The organism is Micromonospora phaseoli (assembly GCF_900109115.1).
GTDB classification, from domain to species: Bacteria; Actinomycetota; Actinomycetes; order Mycobacteriales; family Micromonosporaceae; genus Micromonospora; species Micromonospora phaseoli.
Genome location: NZ_FNYV01000005.1, coordinates 253601 through 270763, shown reverse-complemented (window position 1 = coordinate 270763; position 17163 = coordinate 253601). Strand labels below are relative to the sequence as shown.

General features: G+C 70.5%; 18 protein-coding genes and 1 pseudogene. 7 read left to right on the top strand and 12 right to left on the bottom strand.

What is annotated here, in order from left to right:
- Nucleotides 1–22: 22 nt before the first annotated feature.
- The 3 genes from BMY89_RS15485 to BMY89_RS15475 form a co-directional block, all read right to left on the bottom strand.
- Nucleotides 23–838 (bottom strand): hypothetical protein, encoded by an 816-nt coding sequence (locus BMY89_RS15485; RefSeq protein ID WP_232521359.1) that lies wholly within the window; start codon nucleotides 836–838, stop codon nucleotides 23–25.
- Between the two features lie 198 nt (nucleotides 839–1036).
- The gene (locus BMY89_RS15480; RefSeq protein WP_232521358.1) at nucleotides 1037–1840 is read right to left on the bottom strand and encodes a hypothetical protein; all 804 of its coding nucleotides are present in this window, start codon (nucleotides 1838–1840) and stop codon (nucleotides 1037–1039) included.
- Nucleotides 1841–1944: 104 nt separating this feature from the next.
- A complete protein-coding gene (locus BMY89_RS15475) occupies nucleotides 1945–2613 on the bottom strand; it encodes a DUF4245 domain-containing protein (protein WP_092380669.1) in 669 nt (222 codons plus the stop codon).
- Nucleotides 2614–2756: 143 nt separating this feature from the next.
- Between BMY89_RS15475 and glpX the strand changes: the two genes are divergently transcribed.
- Nucleotides 2757–3788, top strand: coding sequence for a class II fructose-bisphosphatase (gene glpX / locus BMY89_RS15470; protein ID WP_092380668.1), 1032 nt, complete (start codon nucleotides 2757–2759; stop codon nucleotides 3786–3788).
- A 67-nt stretch (nucleotides 3789–3855) separates the two neighbouring features.
- Complete coding sequence (locus BMY89_RS15465; RefSeq protein ID WP_232521357.1) at nucleotides 3856–4854, top strand: DMT family transporter; 999 nt, start codon at nucleotides 3856–3858, stop codon at nucleotides 4852–4854.
- Here BMY89_RS15465 and BMY89_RS15460 read toward each other — a convergent pair.
- The 5 genes from BMY89_RS15460 to BMY89_RS15440 form a co-directional block, all read right to left on the bottom strand.
- A complete protein-coding gene (locus BMY89_RS15460) occupies nucleotides 4784–5440 on the bottom strand; it encodes a rhomboid family intramembrane serine protease (protein WP_092380666.1) in 657 nt (218 codons plus the stop codon). The two genes, BMY89_RS15465 and BMY89_RS15460, sit on opposite strands and share 71 nt — an antisense overlap.
- Nucleotides 5441–5583: 143 nt before the next feature.
- Nucleotides 5584–6252: an aggregation-promoting factor C-terminal-like domain-containing protein gene (locus BMY89_RS15455; protein ID WP_092380665.1), complete on the bottom strand. Its 669-nt coding sequence runs from the start codon at nucleotides 6250–6252 to the stop codon at nucleotides 5584–5586.
- Nucleotides 6253–6539: 287 nt separating this feature from the next.
- A complete protein-coding gene (locus BMY89_RS15450) occupies nucleotides 6540–7955 on the bottom strand; it encodes an RNA 5'-3' helicase PhoH2 (protein WP_092380664.1) in 1416 nt (471 codons plus the stop codon).
- A 370-nt stretch (nucleotides 7956–8325) separates the two neighbouring features.
- Nucleotides 8326–8667: a hypothetical protein gene (locus tag BMY89_RS15445; RefSeq protein ID WP_092380663.1), complete on the bottom strand. Its 342-nt coding sequence runs from the start codon at nucleotides 8665–8667 to the stop codon at nucleotides 8326–8328.
- A 28-nt stretch (nucleotides 8668–8695) separates the two neighbouring features.
- A complete protein-coding gene (locus BMY89_RS15440) occupies nucleotides 8696–9040 on the bottom strand; it encodes a hypothetical protein (RefSeq protein WP_092380662.1) in 345 nt (114 codons plus the stop codon).
- A gap of 264 nt (nucleotides 9041–9304) precedes the next feature.
- Here BMY89_RS15440 and BMY89_RS15435 point away from each other — a divergent pair, with 264 nt between their 5' ends.
- The 3 genes from BMY89_RS15435 to otsB all read left to right on the top strand — a co-directional run bounded on the left by BMY89_RS15435 (nucleotide 9305) and on the right by otsB (nucleotide 11151).
- A complete protein-coding gene (locus tag BMY89_RS15435; RefSeq protein WP_092380661.1) occupies nucleotides 9305–9745 on the top strand; it encodes a helix-turn-helix domain-containing protein in 441 nt (146 codons plus the stop codon).
- A 160-nt stretch (nucleotides 9746–9905) separates the two neighbouring features.
- Nucleotides 9906–10259, top strand: a complete 354-nt coding sequence (locus BMY89_RS15430; RefSeq protein ID WP_092380660.1) for a hypothetical protein — start codon at nucleotides 9906–9908, stop codon at nucleotides 10257–10259.
- Between the two features lie 67 nt (nucleotides 10260–10326).
- Nucleotides 10327–11151: a trehalose-phosphatase gene (gene otsB, locus BMY89_RS15425; protein WP_092380659.1), complete on the top strand. Its 825-nt coding sequence runs from the start codon at nucleotides 10327–10329 to the stop codon at nucleotides 11149–11151.
- Between the two features lie 79 nt (nucleotides 11152–11230).
- Here otsB and BMY89_RS15420 read toward each other — a convergent pair whose 3' ends face one another.
- The 4 genes from BMY89_RS15420 to BMY89_RS15405 form a co-directional block, all read right to left on the bottom strand.
- Nucleotides 11231–12001, bottom strand: coding sequence for an isoprenyl transferase (locus BMY89_RS15420; protein WP_092380658.1), 771 nt, complete (start codon nucleotides 11999–12001; stop codon nucleotides 11231–11233).
- Between the two features lie 31 nt (nucleotides 12002–12032).
- On the bottom strand, nucleotides 12033–13202 hold the full coding sequence (locus tag BMY89_RS15415) for a geranylgeranyl reductase family protein (protein ID WP_092380657.1): 1170 nt from the start codon (nucleotides 13200–13202) through the stop codon (nucleotides 12033–12035).
- Between the two features lie 229 nt (nucleotides 13203–13431).
- Nucleotides 13432–14280, bottom strand: a complete 849-nt coding sequence (locus BMY89_RS15410) for a hypothetical protein (protein WP_092380656.1) — start codon at nucleotides 14278–14280, stop codon at nucleotides 13432–13434.
- A gap of 31 nt (nucleotides 14281–14311) precedes the next feature.
- A complete protein-coding gene (locus BMY89_RS15405) occupies nucleotides 14312–16162 on the bottom strand; it encodes a phosphoenolpyruvate carboxykinase (GTP) (protein ID WP_092380655.1) in 1851 nt (616 codons plus the stop codon).
- Nucleotides 16163–16300: 138 nt separating this feature from the next.
- Between BMY89_RS15405 and BMY89_RS31540 the strand changes: the two are divergent.
- Nucleotides 16301–16397, top strand: a pseudogene (locus BMY89_RS31540) (GtrA family protein); the annotation flags it as partial.
- A 182-nt stretch (nucleotides 16398–16579) separates the two neighbouring features.
- The gene (locus BMY89_RS15400) at nucleotides 16580–17107 is read left to right on the top strand and encodes a GtrA family protein (protein WP_092380841.1); all 528 of its coding nucleotides are present in this window, start codon (nucleotides 16580–16582) and stop codon (nucleotides 17105–17107) included.
- Nucleotides 17108–17163 lie beyond the last annotated feature (56 nt).

Sequence of the window (17163 nt, the reverse complement as noted above, 5' to 3'; positions counted from 1 at the left end):
CCTCCCGCCGCGCGGGTCGTCCTCAGTCGAACAGGTTGTACAGCTCCGGCGGCGCCTCGACGACCTGGTCGGCCGGGGGCTTGGTGGCCTCGGTCGCGTTGCCGTAGTCGCTGTACGTCACCTTGATCTCCTGCCCGGCGGCCTGGCCGCTCTGGGGCAGCTGCACGACCAGCTCGGTGAGCCGCCCCTGCGCATCGGTCGTCGCGGTGAACGGCACGGCGCTCCCCTGCGGGCCGAGCGCGGTGATCAGCGTGGGGTCGAGCGATCCGGCGTCGGCGGCCTTCGACAGGTCGATGGTGCCGGTGTAGGTACCGTCGCCGGTGCGCTGCGCCTCGGTGACGGCCTGGGTGAGCACCTCGCTGCCGGCCGGGTCGACCTGGTCGAAATCGAAGCCGAGATTCCGGTCGCCCTGGATCCGGTTCTGGTCGAGATGCTGGTACTTGCCGAGGTTGAGCCGGTCCACACCCGGCACCCTGGTCGCCGCGCTGCCCTTGAGGTCAAGCTTCACCCAGCTGTCCGGCTTGGCGTGCACGAGGTCGAGGCTGATCGCCAGGTCGTCGGTCGGCTCGCCGAGGCGTATCCGCATCTCAGCGCTCTGGCTCGGCTGGTGCACCTGCCCCTCGGCGACGGATCCGGCACCGGACATGCTGAACCGGAAGTTGCCGTTGCTGATCTCCCGAGTGGAGTCCAGCAACGCCTGCTTGGCGTCGCTGTCGACCTGGGGCGCGGCACCGGAGGCGGTGGCGGACGGTGTGGCGGTGGAGCCGGCGTCGCCGGTGGTGGTGCAGGCGGCGACTCCGGGCGTGAACAGGGCAGCGGCCACGAGGCCGGCGCTCATTCGTCGAACGGTCATCGGTGTCTCCCAGCAGGGTCACCCGACGCATCTCGCGCCGGAGGCTCCCCTTTTCTGTGCCCACTCTCCCGCCCGCGCAATCACCGGACCCCCGGCCGCACCGCCCGACGGGTGCCGCGTCACGCTGGGTACGCGAAACGGGGGTGGGCCGCAGCCCACCCCCGTTCGCAGCGCTGGTGCGACCTACTTGAACATCTCGTAGGTCTGCTCGTTCGCCTCGATGACCTGGTCCGCCGGCGGCTTCTGCACCGCGGTCGCGGCACCATAGTCGGCGTAGGTGACCTTGAAGTCCTGCGCCTTGGTCTCACCGGCAGCGGGGACGGACATGACCAACTCGGTCAGCCGGCCCTCGGTGTCCAGCTTCGCGGTGAACGGGATCGCCTTGGCCTTGTCGCCCAACTCCTTGAGCACATCCTCGTCCGCAGCGATCGAGTCCTTCACCGCGGAGAGGTCGAAGGTGCCGCTGTAGGCACCCTCGCCGGTCTTCTGCACGTCGGTGAGGCCCTCGAACATCGCCGCGGCGTTGGCCGGGTCGGTGCCCTCCTTGAACACATCCAGGCTCTTCGCCTCGCTGGCCTTCGCGGCGTCGAGGTGCTGGTACTTGTCCTTGAACGCCTCCATGCCCGGGACGCCGTCGAACAGGTCACCCAGGTCGACCTTCACCCAGGTGTCGGGCTGGATCTGGATGAGGTCGAAGTCCATGGTGAAGTCTTCGTCGCCCATGGTCATGGTCATCTGGGCGCTGTTGCTGGGCTTGTGCAGGGTGCCCTTGCCCGTTATCGAGTCGGCCGCGATGGCGAAGGTGAAGTTGCCGTCGGCCAGCCCCTTGGTGGAGGCGACCAGCGCCGCCTTGGGGTCGGCCGGGATGACCGACTCGGGCGAGGAGCCCGTGGACGACGAGTCGGTACCGCTGGAGTTGCAGGCGGCCAAGCCGGGAACGAGCAGCGTGGCGGCGATGACGCCCACGCTCCAACGTCGAATGTTCACAGATCGTTCTCTCTTCAAAAACAGGAAAGCCCGCCGGATCGGGCCGATCAGGCATCGAACCCGGGGAGCGTAGCGGATCCGGGCGACATCCTGGGGGCACCTTGTCAATCGACGGCGGTGGCGAGCGCCCGCAGTTCGTTGTCCCGGGCGTCGCCGACGACGATCACCGTACGGTCCGGCTGAAGCAGCACCAGTGCCTGCTCGTTGCCGCGCGCCGTGTACCGCTGCCAGGTGCTGGCCCCGAGATCGGTCTGCCCCTGCGGTCGCCCTTCGGCGGTCAACTCGGCCGGTAGCAGCCGTTCCGCCGGCACGTTGCTCTGCACCAGCTGCAGGCCCCGCCCCTCCGGGGTGATGTAGCCCACCCGAAGGATCGCGCCGTCCTCGGCGGTGCGGTAGGCCGCCCGTACGGTTTTCCAACCGTCACTCAGCCCGGTCGGCTCGCTCACCGGAAACGCGCCGGCCGACTTCGCCTGGTCGAAGGCCGGCGCCGGGTCGACCGTGTTCGGCTCGTCCCCGCCGAGGAACCCCCGGTAGAAGGCGAGCAGCAGGGCGATCGGGACCAGCAGCACCAGCAGCGAGATCGCCATGTCCCTGGGCGAGCGTTCTGACTTCCTGGCACCGCCTTCGCCCGGCGTCACCGGCTCTCCGGCGGTTCGTCTCAATTCCGGCCGTGGCGGGGGTGCGTCCGACCCACCGGCCCGCTCGACGGTCGGCTGGTCACCGGTCGGGGGCTCGTCTGCGGGTACGCGGTCGGCAGGCTGTGCGGGTTCCACCTCGCCATTCTCGCAGCCGCCCGACCGGCGGTATCCGGCCCATCACCGCCCCGCTCCGGCCACGCGTCCGCCATCGTGTGAGGATCAGGAACAAAGCCGGCAACGCCGGCCCGCCCCGCACCGCCGCGAGGAGGAGCCGCTTCATGACGACCACCAGGACGCGAACCCCACAGAACCTCGACCGTAACCTCGCCCTGGACCTGGTACGGGTCACCGAGGCCGCGGCTATGGCTGCCGGCCGGTGGGTCGGCCGGGGTGACAAGGAGGGCGGCGACGGCGCCGCCGTCGACGCCATGCGCAAGCTGATCAACTCGATCCCGATGACGGGCATCGTGGTGATCGGCGAGGGTGAGAAGGACAACGCCCCGATGCTCTTCAACGGTGAAGAGGTCGGTGACGGCACCGGTCCGGCGGTGGACGTCGCGGTCGACCCGATCGACGGCACCACCCTGATGGCCAAGGGGATGCCGAACGCCCTCGCGGTGCTGGCGGTGGCCGAGCGCGGGGCGATGTTCGACCCGAGTGCCGTCTTCTACATGGACAAGCTCGCCGTCGGCCCGGCCTACGCTGACGTGGTGGACATCGAGGCCGGTACCGCCGAGAACCTGCGGCGTATCGCGAAGGCCAAGGGCACCAGCGTCTCCGAGGTGACCGTCTGTGTGCTCGACCGTCCCCGGCACGAAGACCTGGTCGGTCAGATCCGCCGGACCGGAGCCGGTATCCGCTTCATCTCCGACGGCGACATCGCCGGTGCCATCGCCGCCGCCCGCGGCGAGTCGGAGGTGGACGTGCTGATGGGCATCGGCGGCACGCCGGAGGGGATCACCGCCGCCTGTGCCCTCAAGTGCATGGGCGGGATGCTGCAGGCCAAGCTCTGGCCACGGGACGAGGCCGAGCGGGAGAAGGCGATCGCGGCGGGACACGACCTGGACCGCGTCTTCACCACCGACGACCTGGTCACCGGGGACAACTGCTTCTTCGTGGCAACCGGCATCACCTCCGGTGACCTGCTGCGCGGGGTGCGGTACCGGTCCGGTGGGGCGTACACCCAGTCGATCGTGATGCGCTCCAAGAGCGGCACCATCCGGGTGATCGACTCGTACCACCGGTTGGAGAAGCTGGCGCTCTACTCGGCGGTGGACTTCGACGGCCGGCCACTGGACGAACAGGCTTGAGTGAGCGAACCATCAGGCACGGCGGGGTGGCGTGAGGGGGACGGCCGCAGCGGCGACCCGGACGACGGTGTCGACGGGTCGCCGGGCCGGCGCGGTGGGACTGGCGGCATTCGCCGGGGTCGCCGTGGCCACCCAGTCGCGGATCAACGGCGAGTTGGGCGGGCGCCTCGGTGACGGCGTCGCCGCCGCGGTCGTCTCGTTCGGTTCGGGCCTGCTGCTGCTGATCCTGCTGGTACCCGCCACCGCCGGCGGGCGGCGAGGTCTGGCCACGCTGCGCACCGCCCTGGCCCGGGGCACGTTGCGGCCCTGGCAGTGCCTCGGCGGGGCGTGCGGCGCGTTCCTGGTGTTCACCCAGGGGGCCACCGTCGGCACCCTGGGTGTGGCGGTGTTCACCGTGGCGATCGTGGCCGGCCAGTCAGCCAGCAGCCTGGCCGTCGACCGGGCGGGGATCGGCCCGAGCGGCCGGCAACCGGTGACCGCCGCCCGGCTGGCCGGGGCGGTGCTGACCGTGGCAGCGGTGCTGCTGGCCGTCGGCGACCGGCTCGGCGAGCCGGCGACCCTGGGTCTGGCCCTGCTGCCGCTGCTGGCGGGCGTCGCAGTGGCGTGGCAGCAGGCGGTGAACGGGTGGGTCCGGGTGGTCACGGGGAGCACGCTGACCGCCACCCTGGTCAACTTCGCCGTCGGTACGACGGTGCTGCTGGCCGCGTTCGCCGTCAGTCTGGCGCTGCGCGGGCTGCCTACCGGTGGCCTACCCACCGAGCCCTGGCTCTACCTGGGCGGGCCGATCGGCGTGACGTTCATCGCGGTGGCGGCGGCGGTCGTCCGTCTCACCGGCGTGCTGCTGCTCGGCCTGGCCACCGTCGCCGGCCAGGTCGTCGGCGCGCTGCTGCTGGATGTGCTGCTGCCGTCGGCGGCCTCGCAGCCCGACGTGACCACCCTGCTCGGCGCCGTTCTCACCCTGGTCGCCGTGGCGGTCGCCGCGCTCGGCGGGCGGTTCAGGGCATGGTCATCGGGGATTCGGAGCGGTACGGCCCGTCGAGGTCGGACCGGCGGCGGCGGAAGATGACCGCGGCCACGATGCCGCCGAGCAGCCCGAAGAGGTGGCCCTGCCAGGAGATTCGTTCGTCGGTGGGCAGCACGCCGACCAACTGGCCCCCGTAGAGCAGACCGACCAGCAGGAAGACGGCGAAATTCCACCAGCTCCGCTCGACGATGCCCCGGGTGAGCAGGATGCCGAGGTACCCGAAGATCACCCCGCTGGCACCGACCACGATCGTGCTGGGCGAGCCGGTGAACCACACACCCAGGCCGCTGACCAGAACGATCACCAGGGTGGACCAGAGGAACCGTCGGGCACCCGCGGCCAGCACGAAGGTGCCGAGCAGGATCAGCGGGATGCTGTTGCTGTAGAGGTGGTCGAAGCCGTGGTGCAGGAAGGGTGAGAAGAAGACCCCGTCCAGCCCGTCGATGCGCTGCGGGATGATGCCGGCGGCGGAGTCGAAGCCGGCACCGAGCCACTGGTCGAGGCCCTCGATCAGGAACAGGACCGGCACCACGGCACACATGGCGACGAAGGCCCGACCGATGGACGCGTAGAAGGCCTCGGTGCCGAACCGGTGGGGGTCACCACCACTTCCGGGGTGCAGGGTCACCTGTCAACAGCTATCAGCAAATGCCGGCAGGCGCCACTTTTCACCGCACGGGGCCTGGCCCACCGCCCGTCCCGGGCCTCGGCAAGACGGGGTACGGAAGGGGAGGTTGGTCGCGACCAACCTCCCCTCCACCGTCGTTCAGCTCAGTAGTAGCCCTTGTTCTGCGACTGCGTCCAAGCGCCGCAAGGGTTGCTGTACCGGCCCTTGATGTAGCCCAGACCCCACTTGATCTGGGTGACCGGGTTGGTCTCCCAGTCGTCGCCGACCGAGGACATCTTGTTGCCCGGGTAGGCCTGCGGGATGCCGTACGCCCCGGAGGAGGGATTGCGGGCCTTGTGGTTCCAGCCGCTCTCCTTGTTCCAGAGCTTGTCGAGGCAGGGGAACTGGTCGATCTTGAATCCTGCGTCGATCATCATCGCGCAGCCGACCTTCCGGTTGCCGCTGTACTCCTCGCAGGACTCGGGGATCGGTCCGTCGTACGGCTTCGCGATCCGGGCCGCGGCCTCCCTGGCGGCCTTCTCCTCAGCCTTCTTCCGCGCCGCCTCCTCGGCCTTGCGGGCCTTCTCCGCGGCGGCACGGGCCTGTTTCCTGACCTCGGTTGCCTGCTGCCGGGCGGCCCGGACCTGGCGGGAGACCGCCTGTTCCTGCCGATAGTCGACGTCGATCTCGGTGACACTGCCCGCTACCTGCGCGCCCGGGCCCGGGCGCTGGGACTGGCGGTCCTCGCTCAAGTAGAAACCGCCGGCTACGCCCACGGAGAGCAGCGCGATGGCTGCGGTGCGGGCGGCGAACCGGCGCCATGGCCGACTCACGAAGTGATCCCTTCGTCGGGGTCAGGGACGCGGCGTGACCGCGACCGCACAGGTCGGAGCGCGCCGCGAGCGCCCGCGACCGGCGTGCCGATCGCCGTTGACGCACCGCGTCCGCCTGCCGGCGACGTCCGCTCCCTCGTGGAGTGACGAACGATCACCAACGATGCGTCCGGTGCGTGGGCGCCCGTGGGACACCATCGCGCACAGTGAGGCTGTTGGGAAACGGCCAGCCCCAATTGTGACGTGGGTCACTCAGAAAATACGCCTAAACACGCCCTAGGCGGGCATCAGCTCGGGATGTCCTCCAGTAGATCCGTCACCATTGCGGCAATTGGCGAACGCTCTGAACGGCTGAGGGTGACGTGCGCGAAGAGCTGATGGCCCTTGAGCGCCTCGATCACTGCGGTGACCCCGTCGTGTCGCCCGACCCGCAGATTGTCCCGCTGGGCGACGTCGTGGGTCAGCACCACCCGTGAGCCCTGACCGATCCGGGAGAGCACGGTCAGCAGGACGCCGCGCTCCAGGGACTGCGCCTCGTCGACGATCACGAAGGCGTCGTGCAGACTCCGCCCGCGGATGTGGGTCAGCGGCAGCACCTCGAGCAGGCCACGCGAGGTGACCTCCTCCAGCACGTTCTCGTGCATCACCGCGCCGAGCGTGTCGAAGACCGCCTGGGCCCACGGCGACATCTTCTCCGACTCCGAGCCTGGCAGGTAGCCCAACTCCTGACCGCCGACGGCGTACAGCGGACGGAAGACGATCACCTTCTTGTGCCGGCGGCGCTCCATCACCGCCTCCAGCCCCGCGCAGAGCGCCAGGGCGGACTTCCCGGTGCCGGCCCGGCCGCCGAGCGAGACGATCCCGATCGACTCGTCGAGCAGCAGGTCGAGGGCGATCCGCTGCTCGGCGGAGCGCCCGTGTACGCCGAACGCCTCACGGTCACCACGGACGAGCCGGACGGTCTTGTCCGGCAGTACCCGGCCGAGCGCCGATCCCCGCGACGAGTGCAGCACCAGGCCGGTGTGGCAGACCAGACCGGCCGCCGCGTCGACGTCGATGGCCTCCCCGGCGTAGAGCCGGGCGATGTCGTCCTCACCCAGCTCCAGCTCGGCCATCCCGGTCCACGTCGGGTCGCTCGCCTGCCCGTGCCGGTACTCGTCCGCCCGCAGCCCCACCGAGGCGGCCTTGACCCGCAGCGGCATGTCCTTGCTGACCAGCGTCACCTCCCGCCCCTCGGCGGCGAGGTTCAGCGCGACGGAGAGGATCCGGGCGTCGTTGGACTCGTTGCGGAAACCCGGCGGCAGCACGCCGTCGTCGGTGTGGTTCAGCTCCACGCGCAGGGTGCCACCGGCGTCGTTGGCGGGAACCGGCCGGTCGAGCCGGCCATGGCGCACCCGCAACTCGTCCAGCATGCGCAGCGACTGTCGGGCGAACCAGCCCAGCTCCGGGTGCTGGCGCTTGCCCTCCAACTCGGAGATCACCACCAGCGGTAGCACCACCTCGTGCTCGGCGAAGCGGTGGAACGCCGCCGGGTCGCTGAGCAGGACGGAAGTGTCCAGGACGAAGGATTGGCCCGCTGGTCGGGGCTCCCTGGTGTCGGCCGAACCCGCGGCCGCGGTACGGCGGCTCCGGGTGCTGCGGCGGGTCGTGCCAGTCGCGGCCGGGCCCTGGTCGGCACCGGCGGTCGTACGGCGAGTCGTCACAGGCCTGCTCCGGCGGATGGGCACCCGGCCACCCGCGGTCCGCCTCCTCCGGATGCCCGACGGACACGGGGTCGGATGCGGGCCCCGTGCGCGAGGTCGCAGGCCGGGCGGGCCGGCTGGCTCGGGACAACCCCGCGCCATGCCTAGACGCTAGCTCCCCGCACCCCTCCAAGCTAGGGCCTGCGTCGAAGTCCTCGATCGAGCCGAGGCGCAGTCCGCGCGGCGGGTGTGGAACCGGCCGGGATGCATGCCCCCTGCGCGCATCCCGGCCGGTGGGACCATCGTCACCGGTCTGACGTGGCCCCGGCGACGCCGCCCGAAGGGGGTACGCGTCGCGTCTGTAGGACGGGCCGGGGGCCCGTCGACCGGTTCAGCCGGTCCGTCGGACGAGGGTGCCGGTCGGGTGCCGCCCGGTGACCGGGGCGGCCGGCTCCGCGAAGGACGATCCGGTGTACGTGGTACCCGGGCGGACCACCGTGGCGGCGACCCGGGTGGGGGTTGGGGCGGGCGCCGCGACCGCCAGCGCGGACGCGATCGCGGCCTGGGCGTCGCGGCGACGGCGGTTCCACGCGCCGCGGTCACCGTCGAAGTAGCCCTGCCGGTAGCCGAAGCGGTATCCGATCCGATAGCTGAGTTGCCCGTGCAGCCGCCCCGCGGCGTAGCTCGTCGCGGCGAGCACGAGGACGAGGAAGATCGCGAGGAACGGGCTCATCCGGCGACTCCGATCCGTCGCGCGCCCCTCATCGCTCCTCCGGTTCGATAGTGGTGGGGTCGGCCACCAGGAGACGGTCGAGGTCGTCGGTGCCGACCTCCTCGACCAGCTCGACGCTGATCCGGCAGCCGTCCATGACCACCTCGGCCACCGACGACCGGCGGATCTCGCCACCGGCGTCGTAGACCCGGACGCTCAGCTCCGGACAGCCGAGGTGGGTTCGCCAGGCGTTCCACTCGGCCCGGTCGGCGACGCTCAACGACAGGTACCGACAGCCCCGGGCGAGGTACAGGCGCCATGGTGCGCTCAGCCCGGCGGCGACCCCCTCTGCCACCAGACTGAATGCCTGGGCACGGGTGGCGAGTTCGGTCACCGCATCCCCCTCACAACGGGCGCGTGACGCAGGTGAGCACTGATCGTCTCATGCACGTGACACACCGTAGGTTGTCCCATGAACGTGACAGTATCAGCTTTTCGTTCGTTTGCCTCCGCACCTACGTACATCTATCCTTCGCAGGTGGCACCCCTCAGGAAGAGCGCCGGACCCCCCTCCGGCCGCATCGGATCGACGTCACGCAAGCGTGACAGACGCGTGGCAGGAGCCCCCACCAGGGCACAACGGCCGTACGGTCACCAGGTGACCGAGACGGCCAATGCGCGGAAGATCGCCTTCGCCACCTTCGTCCGGCGGGCTCTCGACGAGGCCCGCGCGACCCGGGCGTGGAGTGGCACCGAGGTCTCCCGGCGCACCGGCGTCTCCCGTCAGACCATCAACCGCTGGGTACGCGGCGACTGGGCCAGCGACCCGGAGGCCGAACGGGTGGTGGCGTTCTGCGAGGGCCTGGGACTCGACCCTGCGACAGCTTTCACGGCGTTGGGCTGGGACCGGACGACCTCCCGCCGGACGCCCCCGTCGCCGCCGCCGATGGACCCCGACGTGGAGGCACTGCTGCGCCGGCTGGTCGACCCGGACGTCTCGGACGCGGAGAAGTTCCACATCCGAGAAACCATTCGTTATCTCGCATATCGCCCGACGCTGCCGCTCGCTGTCCGAAAACGAGGCGACGCGGCCAGCTAGTTCCTCAGATAGCGAAAGAACGGCAGGTCAGCCTCATTCGTTTCGCTACGGGGCAGGAACGGGCGCGCTAGCGTCCGTATTCGTACTGCTTGGGCTCGTCGTCGGCGGGGGGACGGGACAAGGCCGAACCCAGCCCTGCGGGACAGAAGGGGGTCTCTCCATGACCCTGAAATGGTTTGCAGTCGTGGTCGCGACGGTCTCGGTGACGCTGTGCGTGACCGGCAACGCGGTGACCCTGGCCCTGAACGGCGGGCAGCTGCCGCTGCTCGTCAACCTCTGCACGCTCGCCACCGCCGGCACCGCGATCGTCCTGGCCGTCGTCGCCGAGCTGCACGACCGGCTCAACGACCGACTCACCGCGCTCACCGAGTTCCTGGTGGAGCGGCTGCGGGAGATCGAGACGCACACCGGCGACCGGAACTCCGGCTTCGTGGAGGGCTACCTGCTCAGCCACGGACAGGAGGCGGCCGTGGTGCCGTTCGGACGCCGGGGACGTGGGGCCGCCGAACGCTGATCACACCTGTCAACGGTCCGATTTCGCGCCAGGATTGACCCGGCGAGCCCGGGGTACGCTGTCGCGCGTGTCGCCGTTGAATCTGGGCAACCAGCAGCCGAAGACCCCCCTGAACGCCGACCGGGCCTGGCGGGCCACCGCCGACCGGGCGGCCGAGACCGTACTCTTCTTCGACTTCGACGGCACCCTCGCGCCGGTCGCCGACGATCCGACACAGGTACAACCCGCGCCGAAGGTGCTGGCCGCGATCGAGGCCCTGGCCCCGGCGGTACGACGCGTCGCCATCGTCTCCGCCCGACCGGTGGAGTTCCTGCGCGAGCACTTCGACGGGCTCACCGGCGTCGACCTGTACGGGCTCTACGGCCTGGAACACAGCCATTCCGGCGGCGCTACCGTCACCGAGCCGGCCGCGCTGCCGTGGGTACCGACGATGGCCGAACTCGCCGACCTCGGCCGCGCCGAACTACCGCCCGGCACCCTGGTCGAGTACAAGCGGCTCTCCGTTGCCCTGCACTGGCGTACCGCACCGCAGCTCGCCGCCACCGTCGAGCAGTGGGGCCGCGACCAGGCCGAGCGCCTCGGCCTACGGGTGCAGATCGGGCGGATGGTGCTGGAGATCAAGCCACCGGTCGACCGGGACAAGGGCATGGTGATCGACGAACTGGTGCAGGGGGCGCGCGGAGCCTGGTACTTCGGTGACGACGTCTCCGACATCAAGGCCTTCGCCGCGCTGCGGGCCCGCGCCGCCGCAGATCCCGACTTCCTCGGGGTCTGTGTCGCCGTCGCCAACCCGGAGACCGGTGACGAGGTTGCCGAGGCCGCCGACCTCACCATCGATTCACCGGCCGCCCTGGGCGACTTCCTCACCGAGGCCACCCACCACCTCGCCTGAGCCCGCGTCGAGCGCGGCCTGAGTCGCAGCGGACGCGGGCCGAGCCGAGCCGCGTCTCGCGCGGCCCGACCGGTCCGGTTCAGACTCCGTAGCGGCGCTGGCGGGTGGCGTACGAGCGCAGTGCCCGAAGGAAGTCGACGCGCCGGAAATCCGGCCAGTTCAACTCGCAGAAGTAGAACTCCGAGTGCGCCGACTGCCAGAGCATGAAGCCCGAGAGGCGCTGCTCCCCACTGGTCCGGATGATCAGATCCGGGTCCGGCAGCCCGCGCGTGTAGAGATGCTCCGAGATGTCGTCCACGTCGAGCGAGCCGGCCAGCTCCTCCAGCGTGCCGCCGTTGGCCGCGTGCTCCACCAGCAGCGAGCGCACCGCGTCGGCGATCTCCCGCCGGCCGCCGTAGCCGACCGCGATGTTGACCTGCGCGCCGCCGCCGCGTTCCCGGGTCCGTTCCTCCGCCGCCTTGAGCGCGGTCGCCAGGCGCGTCGGCAGCACGTCGAGCGCGCCGACCATCCGTAGCCGCCAGGGGTTGCCCTCCTCGGCCAACTCGGTGGTCAGATCCTCGATGATCTGCAGCAGCGGATCGAGCTCCGCGGCCGGGCGCGACAGGTTGTCGGTGGAGAGCAGCCACAGCGTCACGTGCCGCACACCGGCGGCCTCGCACCAGCGCAGCAGCTCCTTGATCCGCTCGGCACCCATCCGGTGCCCGTCGTTCGGATCGACGAAGCCCATCTCACGGGCCCACCTACGGTTGCCGTCGCACATCACACCCACGTGGTTGGGCACCGGACGGCCCGCGAGCTTGGCCGTCAGCCGCCGCTCGTAGACGGAGTAGAGAAGTTTCCGCAGAGTCATCACCTTGCAGGGTAGCGAGCCGTCCTGCGGATCAGTGTGCCGGTGGCCGATGCCGCGCCGACAGGCCGAGGGCGATCAGTCCGAGCGCCCGGCCGTTCAGCAGGCCGTCGCCCAGGCCCAGCTCGGCCACGGTGCCGAAGACCCGCTCGTCACGACGGGCGGCGCGCACCGTCGCGTCCACGATCCGGCGTCGGCGGGCCAGCCAGGCCGCCGCCGAGCTGTGCCTGAGGTGGCGGCCGAGCCGGTGGCGTAGCGCGTCGACGTAGCGTCGTGCGGCCTGCTCGGGCGCGCCCGTCGCGGCGGTCCCGGCCAGCGCGCCGGAGCGCAGCGCGTAGAAGATTCCCTCGCCGGTGAGCGGATTGATCAGCGAGAGCGCGTCACCGGCGAGCAGCACCCGGCCCCGCCCGGGCACCGGGCGGAACGTGGACAGCGGCAGGTGATGGGCGCGCAATCCGGTCACCGTCGCCGGATCGGTGCCGGGCAGCAGCGCAGCGAGCCGGTCGAGCAGGTGCGCGCGGGTCAACGACTCACTGCGCAGCACCTCCCCGTACCCGATGTTCGCGCGGCCGTCCCCGATCGGGAACGACCAGGCGTACGCCGGCCAGCGGGCGGCCGAGGTGACGATGTGCTGCACCGGCGGGCCGGGTTGCGCGGGCGCGTACCCCCGGATGGCCAGCGCCAGGTGGCGGTCCGGGTTGTTGCGCTGGCCCAGCGTGCGGCGGACGACGGAGCCGGCGCCGTCCGCGCCGACGACCACCCCGGCGGAGATCTCGCCGTCCAGCACCACCCGGTCGCCGCGCACCTCGACCCGGCGGACCGCCTGCCGGCCCAGCACCGCGCCGGCATCGACCGCCGCCGCCACCAGCCGGGCGTCGAAGACCTCCCGCGGCACGGTGTACGCGGGCCTCGGCAGCGCCCGCGCCACCGCGCCGCCGTCGGGTGCGACGAGCCGTAGCGCCGGGACCGGCGGATAGCCGGCCACCGCGTCGGTCACCCCCAGCTCGGCGAGTACGTCCAGGGCGTGCGCCGCGATCCCGTCACCGCAGGCCTTGTCGCGGGGGAAGTCGGCGCGGTCCAGCAGCAGCACCCCGGCCCCCGCCCGGCGGGCCGCCAGAGCGGCAGCCACCCCCGCCGGCCCCGCCCCGACCACCACCACGTCGAATTCGTCGCGCACAGCCTCTCCTCCCGCCCACGCCACCATCCCCCGGGCGTGGCCACCGCCGCCAGGGCGGCACCTCCAGGGACTGCCGCGCGCCTCCCTTGCTCTGCCTCACCCAACGCACCGCAATCGTCCCGGATTCGTCGCGCCGGGTGAAGCAGAGCAACGGGGCCAGATCGCAGTGCGGTCCCGCGGGCTGCCGTCGGGGAGCACCCGCGCCCGGATCGGCGGGGCGTAGGGCACCTCGCGGGAGAAGGGCGGCGGCAGAGAATCAGGCGGCGGGGGTGGCTCGGGCGCGTCGGATGCCGTAGACGGCGAGCACGGCGGCGGCGACCAGCGGCGCGCCGTCGCGGACCAGGCCGTCGACGCCGAGCAGCCACCAGCACAGCGGCAGGTCGACGGCGAGTACGGCGACGGTGACCACGATCAGCAGCGTGCCCGCCCAACGCCGGCCACGCATCAGGAACGCGGTGCAGAACAGCACCAGGTAGCTGGTCGCGATGCCGGCGCCCAGCCAGAACAGCACGGCGGGCACGGCGATCAGTCGCCCGTCCAGGATCGCGGCGCTGGCGACCAGCGCCGGCACCAGCATCAGCGGGCTGTACGTGAAGGCGGCGACCCGGCTGGTCAACAGCCAGACGCTCGCCTCCGGCCGGCTCGGTGGCGTCTCCCGCCAGGAGATCCCGGTGCGGTCGATGACCAGTCGGGGACGGTGCCGCACCAGATGGTCGGCGAGCGCCGGGGAGCGGTACAGCAGCCAGACCACGGCGATACAGAGCGCGGTGAGCAGGACGAAGCCGAGCACGCCGGGCAGCGACGGCACCCCTTGCCGGGGCACGATCAGCCGGCCGACCGCGAAGACCGTGGTGACGGCGAGGATCAGGCCGAGCGGACGGGCCACCGTCCGGCCACGGCGCACGTGCCCGATGAGCAGCAGGAAGCCGAACGAGCGCAGCATCGCCCAGCCGGTCCGTACCGCGAGCCCGAAACCCTGCTCCGGCGCGTACCACCAGTTGAGCACCTCGACCACGACGGTGGCCGCCGCGGTCACCGCCAGCAGCGCGGTCAGCGCCCGGACGGCGGACGGCCGCCGGACCTCGGTCTCGGCGGCCGTCCTCATGGCATCCGATGATGCCCTGATCCGGGGTGGATCACACCCCCCGTTGGGGCTGGGCCGCGTCGAGCCGGGCCCGCAGGGCGTCCAGCTCGGCCCAGAGGACACCGGGGAGCTTGTCACCGAACTTCTCGAACCACTCGGTGACCAGCGGCAGCTCGTCGCGCCACTCGTCCGGGTCGACCTTGAGCGCGATCCGGACGTCCTCCGGGGTCATGTCCAGGCCGTCGACGTCGAGGGCGTCGGGGGCCGGCACCATGCCGATCGGCGTTTCGACGGCCTCCGCCCGGCCCTCGATCCGCTCGACGATCCACTTGAGCACCCGCGAGTTCTCGCCGAAGCCCGGCCACAGGAAGTTGCCCTCCGGGTCCTTACGGAACCAGTTGACGTAGTAGATGCTGGGCAACTTCGACTCGTCGCCGTCGGCGCCCTTGGCCATCTCGATCCAGTGCCGGAAGTAGTCGCCGCCGTGGTAGCCGATGAACGGCAGCATCGCCATCGGGTCGCGGCGGACCACGCCGACCGCGCCGGAGGCGGCGGCGGTGGTCTCCGAGGAGAGCGTGGCTCCCAGGTAGACGCCGTGCACCCAGTCGCGGGCCTCGGTGACCAGTGGGACGGTGTCCCGGCGCCGGCCACCGAACAGGATGGCGTCGATCGGCACCCCGTTGGGGTCGTAGTAGTCCTCGGCGAGGATCGGGCACTGGGTGATCGGCGTGCAGAACCGGCTGTTCGCGTGCGAGGAGAGGCTGTCGCTCTCCGGCGTCCAGTCGTTGCCCTTCCAGTCCACCAGGTGGGCCGGCGGCTCACCCATGCCCTCCCACCAGATGTCACCGTCGTCGGTGAGGGCGACGTTGGTGAAGACGGAGTTGCCCCGGTCGAGCGTCCGCATGGCGTTGGCGTTGGTCTTCCAGTCGGTGCCGGGCGCGACACCGAAGAGGCCGTACTCGGGGTTGATCGCGTAGAGACGGCCGTCCGGACCGAACCGCATCCAGGCGATGTCGTCGCCGATCGTCTCGACCTTCCAGCCCGGGATGGTCGGCTCCAGCATGGCCAGGTTCGTCTTGCCGCAGGCGGACGGGAACGCCCCGGCGATGTGGTAGACCCTGCCCTCCGGAGAGGTGATCTTCAGGATCAGCATGTGCTCGGCGAGCCAGCCCTCGTCGCGCCCCATCACACTGGCGATCCGCAGCGAGTAGCACTTCTTGCCGAGCAGGGAGTTGCCGCCGTAGCCGGAGCCGAAGGACCAGATCTCCCGGCTCTCCGGGAAGTGCGAGATGTACTTGGTGTCGTTGCACGGCCAGGCCACGTCCTGCTGGCCAGGGGCCAGCGGCGCGCCGATCGAGTGCAGGGCCTGCACGAACTCCGCGTCGTTGCCCATCGCCGCCAGGATCGCCGCACCCATCCGGGTCATGATCCGCATCGAGGCGACCACGTACGGGCTGTCGGTGATCTCCACGCCGAACATCGGCTTCTCGGCCTCGACCGGACCCATGACGAACGGGATGACGTACATCGTCCGACCACGCATCGAACCGCGGTACAGCTCCGTCATGGTCCGCTTCATCTCGGCTGGGGCCATCCAGTTGTTGGTGGGCCCGGCGTCGGATTCGTCCACGGAGCAGATGAAGGTGCGCTCCTCGACCCGGGCGACGTCCGTCGGGTCGGTGCGCGCGTAGAACGAGTTGGGCTTCTTCTCCGGGTTCAACCGGATGAGGGTCCCGGCCTCGACCAGCTCGTCGGTGAGGCGACGCCATTCCTGGTCGGACCCGTCCACCCAGACGACCTGGTCAGGGTTGGTCAGTTCAGCGACCTCACGGACCCAGGCGAGGAGCTTCGGGTGGGACGTAGGGGCCTGATCGATACCCCGAACGGTGGCCGGAGCAACCATGACACATCTCCTTGTGGTCGACGCTGACCGGTCTATGGAGTGCACGAGTTTCGGCGCCGCGATGTGCGTCGCCTTCGTGGAAACCTGGGATTGGCCTCAGCGTAAACCGATGGACCTCTCCAGTCAGTGGTACTGGTTGTGAAGAACTGCACAAGGTACGGCCGCGCTGCGGCATCACGAGCCTTTACCCGCTTTCACGCGCAGTTTCACGCAAATCCTGCGGTCAACCTCCGGTCGACGGTCAGCGTGCCGGAGATTTTCGACCGTCAGCGCGGAAGCGGAAAGCGATACCCGATTGCACGGATCCGGTTACGCTCCGTTCGTGCCTGTCCGTCCCGCCGCACCGGTGCACCCAGGTGGCCGTTGCTACCCATCCACCGGGCCGCCAACCGGTAGGCTCGCACGGTGGCCGCGACGATGACCGGGGAGCCAGGCTCCCGGCAGACCCGCTCGGGTCTGGTCCACTCCCTGATGGACCGTTTCGGTCACCTCGTCAAGGAGATGAGCAAGTTCGCAACCGTGGGTGGGTTCGCCTTCCTCGTCGACTTCGCTCTGTTCAACTACCTGATCGGCCCACAGGGCGTGGAGCAGATCACCGCCAAGACCATCTCGACGGTGATCGCGGCGACCTTCGCCTTCCTGGGCAACCGGTTCTGGACGTGGCGACACCGCCAGCGCTCCAACCCGGCGCGTGAGTACGCCCTCTTCTTCTTCTTCAACACGGTGGGCCTGGGCATCGCGGTGGCCTGCCTGGCCATCAGCCACTACGGGCTCGGCAGCATCTGGCCAGCGGTCTTCCAGACCCGGCTGGCCGACAACATCGCCAGCTTCGTCGTGGGTACCGGGCTCGGCACGCTGTTCCGATTCTGGTCGTACCGACGGTTCGTCTTCGTGGATGCGGGAACCCCAACCGCTGCGGAAGCGAGCCCGGACCGCAGCGCGTGACCTGCCGCGCACTCGTTCCGATCGGAACAGTCGACCCTGACCCAAGGCCTTAAGGT

Bases quoted from the DNA above. Each gene is read 5' to 3' on its own strand.
- BMY89_RS15420 (WP_092380658.1), bottom strand. From the start codon at position 12,001: ATGACTCTGCGGAAACTTCTCTACTCCGTCTACGAGCGGCGGCTGACG.
- BMY89_RS15445 (WP_092380663.1), bottom strand. From the start codon at position 8,667: ATGAGCCCGTTCCTCGCGATCTTCCTCGTCCTCGTGCTCGCCGCGACG.
- BMY89_RS15410 (WP_092380656.1), bottom strand. From the start codon at position 14,280: ATGAGGACGGCCGCCGAGACCGAGGTCCGGCGGCCGTCCGCCGTCCGG.
- BMY89_RS15415 (WP_092380657.1), bottom strand. From the start codon at position 13,202: ATGGTGGCGTGGGCGGGAGGAGAGGCTGTGCGCGACGAATTCGACGTG.
- BMY89_RS15430 (WP_092380660.1), top strand. From the start codon at position 9,906: ATGACCCTGAAATGGTTTGCAGTCGTGGTCGCGACGGTCTCGGTGACG.
- BMY89_RS15485 (WP_232521359.1), bottom strand. From the start codon at position 838: ATGAGCGCCGGCCTCGTGGCCGCTGCCCTGTTCACGCCCGGAGTCGCC.
- BMY89_RS15405 (WP_092380655.1), bottom strand. From the start codon at position 16,162: ATGGTTGCTCCGGCCACCGTTCGGGGTATCGATCAGGCCCCTACGTCC.
- BMY89_RS15400 (WP_092380841.1), top strand. From the start codon at position 16,580: ATGACCGGGGAGCCAGGCTCCCGGCAGACCCGCTCGGGTCTGGTCCAC.
- glpX (WP_092380668.1), top strand. From the start codon at position 2,757: ATGACGACCACCAGGACGCGAACCCCACAGAACCTCGACCGTAACCTC.